At 63.2% G+C, this 11873-nt stretch carries 14 protein-coding genes and 1 pseudogene; 6 read left to right on the forward strand and 9 right to left on the reverse strand.

Annotated elements, in window-relative coordinates:
- Positions 1-3: 3 nt before the first annotated feature.
- The 5 genes and pseudogenes from B4L76_RS14635 to B4L76_RS14655 form a co-directional block, all read right to left on the reverse strand.
- Positions 4-957, reverse strand: coding sequence for a class I SAM-dependent methyltransferase (locus B4L76_RS14635; RefSeq protein ID WP_296233446.1), 954 nt, complete (start codon positions 955-957; stop codon positions 4-6).
- The gene (locus tag B4L76_RS14640; protein WP_296233448.1) at positions 957-2303 is read right to left on the reverse strand and encodes an iron-containing redox enzyme family protein; all 1347 of its coding nucleotides are present in this window, start codon (positions 2301-2303) and stop codon (positions 957-959) included. Before B4L76_RS14640 ends, B4L76_RS14635 begins: the two co-directional genes overlap by 1 nt.
- A gap of 21 nt (positions 2304-2324) precedes the next feature.
- A complete protein-coding gene (locus B4L76_RS14645) occupies positions 2325-2522 on the reverse strand; it encodes a hypothetical protein (RefSeq protein WP_296233449.1) in 198 nt (65 codons plus the stop codon).
- A gap of 62 nt (positions 2523-2584) precedes the next feature.
- A pseudogene (locus tag B4L76_RS14650) lies at positions 2585-2704 on the reverse strand (KGG domain-containing protein); the annotation flags it as partial.
- Between the two features lie 304 nt (positions 2705-3008).
- Entirely contained in the window at positions 3009-3890 is an 882-nt protein-coding gene (locus B4L76_RS14655; protein WP_296233451.1) for a Dyp-type peroxidase, read from the reverse strand.
- Between the two features lie 182 nt (positions 3891-4072).
- On the opposite strand from B4L76_RS14655, the gene B4L76_RS14660 reads away from it, so the two are divergent.
- Positions 4073-4966, forward strand: a complete 894-nt coding sequence (locus tag B4L76_RS14660; protein WP_296233452.1) for a bile acid:sodium symporter family protein — start codon at positions 4073-4075, stop codon at positions 4964-4966.
- Positions 4967-4999: 33 nt separating this feature from the next.
- Here B4L76_RS14660 and B4L76_RS14665 read toward each other — a convergent pair whose 3' ends face one another.
- The gene (locus tag B4L76_RS14665; protein ID WP_296233454.1) at positions 5000-5467 is read right to left on the reverse strand and encodes a sterol desaturase family protein; all 468 of its coding nucleotides are present in this window, start codon (positions 5465-5467) and stop codon (positions 5000-5002) included.
- Positions 5468-5856: 389 nt separating this feature from the next.
- Here B4L76_RS14665 and B4L76_RS14670 point away from each other — a divergent pair, with 389 nt between their 5' ends.
- Entirely contained in the window at positions 5857-6570 is a 714-nt protein-coding gene (locus B4L76_RS14670) for an MgtC/SapB family protein (protein ID WP_296233456.1), read from the forward strand.
- Between the two features lie 28 nt (positions 6571-6598).
- Complete coding sequence (locus tag B4L76_RS14675; RefSeq protein ID WP_296233458.1) at positions 6599-7108, forward strand: GNAT family N-acetyltransferase; 510 nt, start codon at positions 6599-6601, stop codon at positions 7106-7108.
- Between the two features lie 40 nt (positions 7109-7148).
- Here the strand turns inward: B4L76_RS14675 and B4L76_RS14680 are convergent, their stop codons facing one another.
- A complete protein-coding gene (locus B4L76_RS14680; RefSeq protein ID WP_296233460.1) occupies positions 7149-8717 on the reverse strand; it encodes a sensor domain-containing diguanylate cyclase in 1569 nt (522 codons plus the stop codon).
- A gap of 151 nt (positions 8718-8868) precedes the next feature.
- On the opposite strand from B4L76_RS14680, the gene B4L76_RS14685 reads away from it, so the two are divergent.
- Both B4L76_RS14685 and B4L76_RS14690 read left to right on the forward strand, forming a co-directional pair.
- Positions 8869-9369, forward strand: coding sequence for a DUF4142 domain-containing protein (locus B4L76_RS14685; protein WP_296233462.1), 501 nt, complete (start codon positions 8869-8871; stop codon positions 9367-9369).
- A gap of 8 nt (positions 9370-9377) precedes the next feature.
- Positions 9378-9629 (forward strand): hypothetical protein, encoded by a 252-nt coding sequence (locus B4L76_RS14690; protein WP_296233464.1) that lies wholly within the window; start codon positions 9378-9380, stop codon positions 9627-9629.
- A 76-nt stretch (positions 9630-9705) separates the two neighbouring features.
- On the opposite strand, the gene B4L76_RS14695 is transcribed toward B4L76_RS14690, so the two are convergent.
- Positions 9706-9870: a DUF6021 family protein gene (locus tag B4L76_RS14695; RefSeq protein ID WP_296233465.1), complete on the reverse strand. Its 165-nt coding sequence runs from the start codon at positions 9868-9870 to the stop codon at positions 9706-9708.
- Positions 9871-9927: 57 nt separating this feature from the next.
- Positions 9928-10914, reverse strand: a complete 987-nt coding sequence (locus B4L76_RS14700; RefSeq protein ID WP_296233467.1) for a DNA-binding protein — start codon at positions 10912-10914, stop codon at positions 9928-9930.
- A gap of 240 nt (positions 10915-11154) precedes the next feature.
- Here B4L76_RS14700 and B4L76_RS14705 point away from each other — a divergent pair, with 240 nt between their 5' ends.
- A complete protein-coding gene (locus B4L76_RS14705; RefSeq protein ID WP_296233469.1) occupies positions 11155-11760 on the forward strand; it encodes a helix-turn-helix transcriptional regulator in 606 nt (201 codons plus the stop codon).
- Positions 11761-11873 lie beyond the last annotated feature (113 nt).

The following is an 11873-nucleotide window of genomic DNA, read 5'->3' on the forward strand; positions in this document are numbered from 1 at the left end:
GGCTCAGCCATTGCGGGTGACGGTGAGGGTGACTGCGGCGATGCGCTCGACCTGTTCATAGCCGCGTTCGCCCAGTTGCTCGCCGAACACGTCCGGGTCGACCTCACGGTAGACCCAGGACCACTCAGGGCCCGCCAGGCGCAGGCGGATCGCTTCGAGCAACGGGTCCCGGCCTTCGATAATCGCCACCCCGGTATAGAGCAACAACGAGCCACCGGGGCCGAGCCGCTCGCGGGCCTGTTCGACGATGCGTAGCGATAGCTCGGCCCCCAGCGTCCCACCACCGTGACGGTAGGTGCGCTCCTGCACATCGAGCATGTACGGCGGGTTGGCGACGATCAGGTCGAACAGGCCGGTAATGCCGTCGAGCAGGTTGCTAGGCTCTACCGAGACATTGCTCAGCCCCGCCAGCGCCGCATTGATCGCGGTGTAGCGCAATGCGAGTGGGTTGATGTCCACCGCGGTGACCTGGGCGTGCGGCACGGCCTGGGCCACCAGCAAGGCACCCACACCAGTGCCGCAGCCAATGTCCACGGCATGCTCGACGCGCTTCGGGTTGCGTTGCAGGTGGTCATGGATCACCTGGGCGAAACGGTAGCTGTCCGGGCCGAAGAACACGGCGTCGCTGGCTTCGGTGGGGTAAGCCGAGTGCACCAGCAGCAAGTTTTCGATGGTGGACCAGCGCACAGTGCTCACCAACCACTCACCCCGCGTGGCCAGCACCTGAGCCTGGCGTAGCTGATCCAGCTCGTCGGCAGACACCAGCGACGCGGGAAACGGGCGGCTCCAGCCGAATACATCGCGCAGTGTCCTCGCCCGCTCCGCCCCCGGGCGAGCATTGACCCGGGCATGGGTGGCCGGGGTGACACAGGTGAAGCGGTAGCCGTCGGCACGCAGGCGCTTGCCCAACTGCAGCAAAGCCTGGTCTGCCTGGATCTGTCGTGGGTCAAGCTGCATCAGCGAGGTTCCTCCTGGGCCAGGCCGGTGGCCCGCAGGTAGCCCTGGGTCGCCAGCAATCCTTCCGGTGTGGCATGACGGTTACCGGCCATGCTGTCGATCAAGGCCTCGATGTCGGCCTCGATGTCGGTTTCCTGCGTTGTGCGCTCCAGTGGTGCATCAAGCTGCAATGACGCTTCCCAGCGGCCCGGCATCACCCGTGAGACAGGGGCTTGCCAGCCCGCCGCGATCCAGTCGTGCCACAGTTGTTTTTCGTAGGCGGTGAACACACCGTACATGGGCGCCGCCGGGCCGTCGATGAGGGCCCACCAGCGGCTGTTGCCTGGCGCCTCACCGCGGCGGATCCAGCCCTGCGCTTGCAACGCATCGAGGAACGCGGGCATGCAGCCTGGCTCGGCCAGCCACTGGTTGACGGTGCGCTTCTGCAGGCGGCAATGGTCGGAATGCATGAACTGCCCGAAGTGTCGCTTGTGCTCAAGTACTCGTAGCAGCTCGGCCTCCAGCTCGAAGCTGTTGATCAGGCTGGGCGTATCGACACCCAGGTCATTCAGGCGGTAGCCCAGGCGAACGCGTTGGTAGAAAGCGCCCACATCATCCGCCGGGCACAACTGGCGCAGCGCCTGGATGGACAGGTGCGCATGCCCGCTCGCGGCGTTGTCGATGGTCACGTGCAACTGGAAGTAATGGCCATCGATGCCCAGTTCCGCCAGTTCGTAGGTGGTGATCAGCAAATGCAGTGGCGGTTGTTCGTAGCCCAGGTTGTAGCCGATGAGCTCGGCAAGGAAGTCGTCGGCGTTCCGCCCCAGGGCCAGTTGCAAGACGCCTTGCAGGTAACGCTGGTCGTCCAGTTCAGGCAGGTCGAGACAGCCCAGCCGGCTCAGCAGGCGTTGGTAGATCAGTACGTGGTTGCAACGCGGATCGCCACCGCCCAATTCTTCCAGGTAGGTACGGATCAGGCCGTGATAACGCGGATCACGCCACTGCCGCAAGGTGCCATGCAGCCATGCCCCGTCCACTGCCTTGGTGGGGGCGACTTGCTGCAGGAACCACAATGCCTGGGCGCGATTGGCAAAGTAGCGCCGTGGGCTGCCCTGGCGGCGTTGCGCCAGATAGGCTGCGTAGGCTTCAGCGACCTGTGCAGCATGCCCGGCGCTCCAGGCTTCCAGGTGCTCAGGGTGGGCAGGCAGGCTATCCTGCATACCTTGCACCCGAGCCAATTGTTCGCGCAACCACGCGGCGCTCTCGGCGTCACTGCCGGCCAGCAATGCCTGGTAACGGGCGTGCAGGCTGGGCCATTTCGCCGAAGCCGGTACCTTCGCGGCGGTCTTGCGGGTCATCACCGTCATGCCGTATTCCTTTTGCGGGTGTTATTGGCTGGGTTTCTGCCCGGGCATCGGTTCAGGGTCTGGCGCAGGTTGCGTAGCCGGCTTGTCGCCAGGCTGCTGCATCTGCAGGGACGGTTTGCTCTGGTCGGCATCCTTCGCGGGGTGATCGCTGTCACGGTCGAAACAGCCGCCGACCAGTGTCAGGGCGCCCAGCAGGGCTATCAGGGAAGGCAATCGCATGGGGGCACTCCTTTTCGGCATAAATCGCAGTGCCAGGCTACCCCGGCACTGCGTAGCCTCACTTACGAACGGCCGCCCTTGCGGCTCGATTCACTGCTGCGGCCGCCACCGGAATGCTGGCCGCCCTTGCGCCCGGCTTCGGAGGCTTTCTCGCGGTCATTGGCAAAGTTGCCTGGGTTCTTGTTACCACCCTGGCTGCCTTGTTGATTGCCGCTACGGCTGTTCTCTTTGTTGGCCATGGTCTTAAACCTCATATGACTTTGGAATGCACAGCATTAGCTGCCGTACACCTGTTCGGAGTTCGGTCATATCGAGGGATTCGGTTTATTGCGAAGCGTTCGGACCAGCGGCATTAAATAAGCGGCAACGCCATATTTGGCGCGCCACAGAGTCGCATGGCGGGGCCTTCGGGATGGGCAGCCCAGCGGCAGCCTTGCGCGACCGCAGTGCCCCTGGTGAATGTACCAGGGGCGGGATGCCCGGCTGTCAGGCCGATAACAACAGGCGCAGGTCGACACCCGCTTCTGTCATGGGAGGGCACCAGTAATAGCCACCGCTCAGCGGCCGGCTGAAGCGGTACAGGCCGTCAATGATGCCGTCCTCCAGGCCGCTCATGCGCCGCAACTGCACCTCGAAGGCGTCGAAGCTGCGGCCCAGCGCGACGAACGCCAGGCCTGCTCCACGGGTGTCTGCCCAGGACACCGAGCGACGTACCATGAACGCCTCCGGCGCGAAGCTCTCCTGGGCGGTCCGCTTGACATGTGCAGATGCCGGCGCGTCATCCAGTTCTTCGTTGTCGCTCAGGCGGCGACCGATAATGTCGTCCTGCGCCTGCTGGGGCAGCGACTTGAAATACTCCAGGTCGTGCTTCCACAGCTGGAACGCAGCAAAGCACGAGCCGTCGAGGCCTGGCAGGCCGGCCTTGAGGATGGCGGCCTCGACCGCCGCCTCATCACGTGGGTTCTCGGTGCCGTCTTCATAACCGGTCAGGTCTCGGCCGCCCTGGTGGAGGAAGCCGTCCACGTGGTCCACCAGGCTGAACGCCGGGCTCAACAGCTGTTCCAGCGCCTGGGCGTGCAAGTACAGGTCGCCACGTTCCTCGCCGCGCAGCCACAGCCACAGGGCATGCTGGGTACTGGGGTTCTCCACCACAGCGTCCAGCTGCGGAAAAGGCCTCAAGCCATCGACAAGGCCGCCCAGGGCTTTAGCCAGTGGCGCACCGACGCCCAGCGACAGGCCCACGCCGTCAACCTGGCTGGCCAGCGCATCCAGCGCTGCCGGCACCGCTTCCAGTGTTTCGATGGCGAAGAACAGGTGACGGGCGTGAACCGGCACCGGTGTGGCAAGCAGACCTTGCTGAAACGGCATGACAGGCTAATCCTCGGTAAAACCGGGAATGCTACTGTGCCGACAGGCGTGCTGCAACGCGACATGCCGCCTCGCTGGGCGGCGGTAACGGCAACAAATGGTTACTAAAGCTGGCGCTTTGCGATTAGCTATCAATCACGGCCGGCCTACACTTCTGCAACCTATCGCCGCGGGGACCTGCCATGACTGCTTCACCGTTGCTCACTGCCGTTCTTCCGCTGGCCCTGGGCATCATCATGCTCGGCCTTGGCCTGTCGCTGACCCTGGCCGATTTCGCTCGCGTGGTGAAGTACCCCAGACCGGTGGTGGTGGGCCTGGCCTGCCAGCTCCTGCTGCTGCCGCTGGTGTGCTTCCTGATCGCCAACGGCTTCGCCCTCGAACCAGCACTGGCGGTCGGTCTGATGCTGCTGGCCGCCTCGCCGGGCGGCACCACGGCCAACCTGTTCAGCCACCTGGCCCATGGCGATGTGGCCTTGAACATCACCCTGACGGCGGTCAATTCGTTGATCGCGATCCTGACCATGCCGTTGCTGGTGAACCTGTCGCTGAGCTGGTTCATGGCGTCGGACCAGGCCATCCCGCTGCAGTTCGCCAAGGTCATGCAGGTGTTTGCCATCGTCCTGCTGCCGGTGGCGCTGGGCATGCTGGTTCGCCATTTTGCCCCCGCCTTTGCCGCCCGCATGGAGAAACCGATGAAGCTGCTGGCGGCGCTGTTCCTGGCCTTCACCATTGTCCTGGCCCTGGCCAAGGACTGGCAGACCGTGGTCGAATACGCACCGCTGGTGGGCCTGGCCGCGCTGCTGTTCAACCTGCTGAGCCTGGCCGTGGGCTACTGGGTGCCGCGCCTGCTGGCGATTCCCAAGCGCCAGGCGATTGCCATCGGCATGGAGATCGGCATTCACAACGGCACCTTGGCGATTGCCCTGGCGTTGAGCCCTTCGCTGCTGAACAACGCGACCATGGCAGTGCCGGCGGCGCTGTACAGCCTGATCATGTTCTTCACCGCGGCGGGGTTTGGCTGGTGGGTCAGCCGCGGGCTCGTGGCGCTGCAGGCCAACGGTGAGGCAGTGAACTGAAGACAGTGCCGGCGCCAGGGCCAGCCGCAATTGTCACGGCCGGCTGCGCCTGCTGCGCAACTGCCGTCTCAACTCCTGCAACGGCGGTGCGTAGAAGAACCCGAACGATACGCTCCCGGTGCGCCCCTTCACCGCATGGTGCAACCGGTGCGCGCGGTGCAGACGCTTGAGGTAGCGGTTGACCGGGCGTGGCTTGCGCGGCCAGTGCCGATGAAACAACCCGTCATGCGCCACGACATACAGCATCCCGTAGCCCGCCACGCCACCGCCAATCCACTGCAAGGGCGCATAACCGCTCTTGCCCAGGGCAACCAGCGCCGTGGCGACCAGCCCCAGGGCCAGCAGGTACAGGTCGTTGGTTTCGAGCATGCCCAGCTGTGGCTCATGGTGCGAGCGGTGCAGCCACCAGCCCCAGCCATGCATGATGTACTTGTGAGCCAGCGTGCCAACGCCCTCCATGGCCACCAGGGTGGCAAACAGCACGGCGAGATTGAACAGCATGGAACGATCCGGGTGGTGGCGAAGGGAGGCGCAAGGGTACCGATTGCCGGCATTTTTTTCCATGCAGGCTGGGCAGTTGCGAGCGTCAGGCTGATGACAACCTCTGTCACGTTTTCACCCTTGACCTCTTCTACCACGCGGCGTAAGGTCCGCAACGCAAATTTTGCATTGCCGAAACAGGAGACCGCCTTGGACAGTAGCCCCAGTGACATGCGACAGGCCCCCGTGGCCCAGTAGTCCGGCAGTGTCCGTCCCTGTCTGGCTGCCCTGGCTGGACGGTGGTTTCTCACCCCCTCTTCCCCTCCTCGTGGTCCTGCGCATTTTCTGGTTTTTCAACCGCGCCTGATGGTGGCGTTCATGCGGGCACGCGCCCGTGGAAGAGGTTTGCTATGGATTGGAAAGTATTTCTGCTGCGCGTCAGCACCGCTTTGCTGTTGGGGGCGCTGATTGGCGCCGAACGTCAACTGCGTCAACGTCTGACCGGGCTGCGCACCAATGCACTGGTCAGTACTGGCGCCTGCCTGTTCGTGCTCATGACCCAGGCGGTGCCAGGCATGGTGCCTGGTGACGCATCGCGAATCGCTGCCTATGTGGTGTCGGGCATCGGCTTTCTCGGCGGCGGCGTGATCATGCGCGATGGCTTCAACGTACGCGGCCTGAATACCGCAGCCACCTTGTGGTGCACCGCCGCCATCGGCGTGCTGTGCAGCCTGGGCTTGCTGCTAGAAGCAACGCTGGGCAGCCTGATGGTGCTGTGTGCCAACATCCTGCTGCGGGACATCGCTCAGCGCCTGGACCGCCAGGAAATGGTGCCGGCCAGCGAGGTGGAACAGCGCTTCGAAGTACGCATCGTTTGTCGCAACGAGGATGAGATCCAGGTTCGCAGCCTGATGCTGCACAGCCTGGGCGATCCGCAGTTGCGGTTGCAGTCACTCCACAGCGAAGACCTGAGCAACCCCGCCCGCCTGGAGGTACGTGCCGAACTGCTGGGCGCCGCGCAGGCGCCGGCGCAGCTCGAGCGCCTGGTCAGCCGGGTAAGCCTGGAAAAGGGGGTAAGCTCGGTGCGCTGGCAACTGCAACCCCAAGTGTCCGGGGCAGACTAGGACCTACCACTTTCGAAAGGACTGATTCATGCGTATCCGCCCTACTCTCGAGCACGATATCCAATGCCTGCCGGAGGTGGAACGCTCGGCTGCCCGGGCCTTCGCTGACTGGCCGACACTGGCGTGGCTGGCGCAGGCCGAGGTGCTGGGCGTTGATGCGCACCAAGCCTTCGTCACTGCGGGCACCAGTTGGGTTGCCGAAGACCCACAAGGGCGTGTGCTCGGTTTTGCCTGTGCCCGGCGCGAGCGGCATGCGTTGCACCTGTGCGAGGTTTCCGTGCGTCGGGAGGCCCAGGGGCAAGGTGTCGGGCGCGCCTTGTTGCGGCAGGTGGTGGACGCCGCGCGCCGGGAGGGTGCCCATGAGCTGACCTTGACCACGTTTGCCGATGTGCCGTGGAATGCGCCGTTCTATGCACGTTTCGGCTTTGAAAGGGTTGATGAGGAGCGGCTGGATACGCGCCTGCGAGACATCCTTGCCGTTGAACGTGCCCATGGCCTCGTCGGGCGCTGTGCCATGCGCCTGGCTTTAGGGCACTGACCCTTGGCGTGTAGTGCGCCGCCAGCCGCGGCGAGCAGGCTCAGGAATCCGCTTTTGCCCAGCTTTTTTCCGCCATGCAGTAGGTGTCCCGGCCCTGACGTTTGGCCTGATACAAAGCCGCATCCGCTGCCGCCATCAGCCGCTCGGCGGTGACTTCCTCCTGCGCCGGGTTCCCCGTGGCTATGCCGGCACTGCAAGATACCCGTCCAAGTGGGCTGCCGGCATGTTCCAGCATTTGCCGGCGCAACAGCTGCTGTACCTCCTGCACCAGCAGTTCCGCTCCTCGGGCGTCGGTGTCGGGCAGCAGCAGGGTGAATTCTTCGCCGCCATAGCGCACTGCCAGGTCGGCCGGGCGCTTTAGCGCCTGTTGCAGTACTTCGCCGATGCGCCGCAGGCATTGGTCGCCCGCCGGGTGGCCATAGCGGTCGTTGTAGGCCTTGAAGTAGTCCAGGTCGAGCATCACCAGGGTCAGCGAATAGCCTTGGCGCCGCGCCCGACGCAGCTCCGCTTCGAACACCGCATCCAGCCGCCGACGGTTGCCCAGCCCGGTCAGGCTATCGGTCAAGGCCAGCGACTTGAGGGTCTGGTGTGCCTGGTGCAGCGCTCGCTCGATGACGATCCGCTCGCGCAACTGGCGCAGTACCACGCCACCGAATGCCGCCAGCCCCAACAGCATGATCAGCAACACGACCATTGATTTGATTGCGTCGTGCCGCCAGGGCGCGACGATCGACTCTCGCGACAAGCCCGCCTCCACCACCAATGGGTAGCTCGACAGCGCACGATAGGCATATAGCCGCGGCGTGCCGTCTACCACCGCGACTGCCTCCACCAGGCCTTCTGCTGCGTAAGGCAGGTGGTTGCGGAATACCTCGCTGTTGGCCAGGCTGCGGCCGACCACCTGTTCGACGAAGGGCCGCCGGACCAGGATGGTGCCGTCGCGCATGGCCAGGACCAGCGCGCCACGTTCGTCGATCTTGAAGTCGCCGTAGTAATGCACGAACCAGTCGACTTTGATAGTGCCCAGCAACACCCCGGCGAAGCTGCCGTCGGCATGCTCCAGCCGCCGGGAAATGGGAATGATCAAGGCCCCCGTGGAGCGGCTGCGCACCACCGACCCGATGTGTACGTCTCGGTCGCTGTGGGCGCGGTGATAGATGAAGTAGCCGCGGTCGGCATTGTTGGCGTTGGGCGGTATCGCGGCCTGGTCGGTGACGATCCAGTTGCCCTGTGCGTCGTACACGAACAATCCATGCAGCTGGGGCATGATACTTTTCTGCTGTACCAGCAAGGCGTGCAAGCGCGGCCGGTCGATGTGGTCGAAACCATCTCCCTCCAGCCGCTCGGCCAGGGCTGCGGTGATGGCATCCACCTGGCGGATGGAGTCTTCGGCGTGTTGAGCCGTGGCCCTGGCCAGGTTGGTGACCATGTTCTCGGCATTGGTGAAGGCATACCGGTAATCGCGCCAGATGCGCCAGCTTTCGACCACGACGAAGGCCAGCATCACCAACAGCATGAACGCCAGCACCAGGCGGAACAGCGCCACGGCACGGCCCTCACCGGTTATGGCGAAAAGCCCGTCCTCGTCCTTATTCCTGGCTGCGCACATTGAAATCCCTGGCCACCCACGTTTGCCGCTGTTCACTATAGTTCACCAGCATATGGACACCGCCGGCCAGGAAAAAGATTAAACCTTTGCCCCGCATTCACCCTCAACCGTACGCGACACTGAGGTCGCGTCACGGTTTAAGGAGTGAGGCATGAGCAATCTCTTCATCAAGCGCGTCGGTTTTTCCATGGTGCTGGGCCTGGCATCGGTACATGCACTGGCGGCGAGTTCCGATGATTTTGTCGAAGCCGCCACCGAGTCCGGCATTGCCGAAGTGGTCACCGGTAAGCTGGCCCAGGAGAAAAGCCAGAACACCGAGATCAAGACATTTGCCCAGCAAATGGTCACTGACCACACCCAGGCCAACCAGAAACTCGCTGATATCGCCCGCAAGCTGGACATTTCCGTACCCGATGAGGCAGCGATCACTGACAAGGTCAAGAAAATGATCCTGGAATGGCGCGAAGAGTCCTTCGACAAGGCCTACATCAACAACCAGGTGGATGCTCACGAAAAGGCGGTGGAACTGTTCAAGAAAGAGGCTGCCTCGTCTGACAAGGCCGAGCTGAAGGCCTTCGCCAGCGAAACCCTGCCCAAGCTCGAGCAGCATCTGGAGCACGCCAAGGCACTTCAGGCCAAGCATGGCAAGTGAGGCCCGCCATGACTAACGATGCATTGAAGGCCGAGGTTCTGACCCGCCTGCTGCACGCCCACCCTCAAGGGCTCGGTAAGGAGGTGCTGGACAATTACCGCGGTGAGAAAGCGGTGGCCGGCATGCTCAAGACCTTGCAGGAAGCCGGCCTGATCCAGGACGGCAGCGTGACGGTCAGCAGCGACCACCAGATCAGCGTGAACTACCCGATCAAGCTGTCCGCGGCGGGCGTGGAGGCTGCCAGGCAAGCCGACACTTGAGTGTCGGCTTGCTCGGCCCTTGCTGTCGCCGGCAAGCCAGCGCCCTTTGGGTAGCTGGCTTGCCGGCAATTCGCCTTTAGCGCTTTTTCTCGATGTCTCTGGGGGGCTTGGCCGGCCCTTGAGGGTCGACTTGCGGGTCCTCGAGATCGGGTGAATCCGGGTCGAAGCCCAGGTCAGGCTTGTTGTCGGCCTGCTCGGACGAATGAGGCCCTTCTTTGCGTTCGGGTTGGGTTTCAGGCATGGCGCTATCTCCACCGGGAATGTATACGGAAGAAAGCCCCGGCCCGAAAAAGTTTGATCAATCTTCAACCTCGGCCAGTTGCGCCTTGCACTGCGCCAACGCTTCATCACGTTCCTCAAGCTGCTGGGCAAGCTGCTGCAACTGCCGCGCCTGTTCCGCGCACAGGTCGCGCTGTTGCTCCAAACGCTGCGCCTGAACATCCAGCTGCCGACGCATTTCCTCGCTGGCGCCCTGCGCCTGGGCCAGGATCGTGCGCAGGCCCTGGATCTGCGCGTCACGCTGCTCCAGCAATTCATCCTGCGCCCTGCAGGCGCTGGAGGCCTGGCGGTGTTCTCCCAGCAAACGCTCGTTATCACGGTGCAGGCGGGTCAGCTCGTCCTGTTTGACGATCATGCCCTGCTGCAACTGGCGCACTTCCACCTGCAGTTGCTGCAGTTGCGCTTCGTGACGGCGTTGTTCCTGCTCGCGCTGTTCGCGGCTGGCGGTGCGGTAGTGTTCCAGCGCGTCGCGGGCATGGCGGTGCTTGTCTTCCAGCGACTTGATCTGCTCGTCCTTGTCCGCCAGGCGCAGCTGCAGCTCGCCCAGTGACTGGTTGAGGCTGGCACTGCGCAGCTGTTCGGCTTGCAAGGTGCTTTGCGTAGAAAGCAGCTTTTCCGATTCGGCGGCCAATGCGGTTGCGTCGATCTGATGCTGTTGTTGCGCAGCAGCCAGCGCCTGCCTGGTGGTTGCCAACTGCGCTTCGAGCTGCTCGCGCTGTTCGCTGAAGCGGCGCTCGGCCTGCTCGACCTTCAGGTCCGCCTCATCCTGCAGTTGGTTGGCCAACTGCCCGACCATTCGGCTCAACACCTCGCTCAGCGCAAGGCCGCCAGCGGCGGCCACAGGTTGCTGACCGCTCAGCTCCTTCAGGTAGCGGTGAATGGTGGTCTTGGAACCGGTGTTGCCCAGCTCGATACGGATGGCATCGATGCTGGGGTTTTCGCCCCGGGCAATCAGCGCCTGACGCGCCTGCTGCACTACAACCTTGTTGATACCACCCCGGGCCATGTCTGCTCCTACAATTTTGTAATGTGATACGTACCATGTAATTACATAGCGATTATGCGGGCCAGCGGCCATTCCGGCAAACCATTGCTGACAAGTAATAATCACGGCTTATCGCATGTGAGTGGTAGAACAAGCGGTTTCTGGCCGCCAGCAAACGTACGCCGCGGCGCTTGCAAGACGCCTTGTGTCGGTTGTGCTTTGCATCCACCATGGTGCCTGGCACTCGACCCGCGACCGAAAATGACCCTGGAAAACTACAAGGCAATCGCCGACAGCATCGCGCTGCTGCTGTACCCGCACGCAGAAGTCATCATTCACGAACTGCGCAGCCAGACCGTCGTTCACATCGCCAACAATTTCTCCCAGCGTGAACTGGGCGACGATTCGGCGATCGACCACGAACTGGAAGACCTGCTGAACGGGGTCAACCTGGGCCCGTATGAAAAGCTCAACTGGAACGGCCAGAAGATCCGCTCCATCAGCAGTGTGCTGCGCAACCAGGCTGGTGAAGCCGAGCACCTGATGTGCATCAACCTGAATGTGTCGGTGCTGGAGCAAGCCCGCGCGGCGCTGGATGCGTTCTTCCAGATGAGCCGGTTGGTGCCGCAGCCCGATTCGCTGTTCCGCAACGACTGGCAGGAACGCATCAATACCTTCCTGCATGCCTGGCTCGGGGAACGCAACCTGTCCCTGCAGACATTGCGGGCCAAAGACAAGCGCAGCCTGGTGCAGGCATTGCATGCCGAGGGCGCGTTTGAGGGGCGTAGCGCTGCCGATTACATCGCCAAAGTGCTCAACATGGGCCGGGCGACGGTGTACAAATACCTGAAGGAACTGCGCACCTAGGCGGCAGGCAACGCCTTCAGTATTGTTCCAGGACGTTGCGAGCCAGGCAGTGGCGCGAGTGGCAGGTGCATCCCCTTGCCAGCCATGGACAATATGTCTATGGTGGACATACC

The organism is Pseudomonas sp. UBA4617 (assembly GCF_002386445.1).
In the GTDB taxonomy this organism is placed as follows: Bacteria; Pseudomonadota; Gammaproteobacteria; order Pseudomonadales; family Pseudomonadaceae; genus Aquipseudomonas.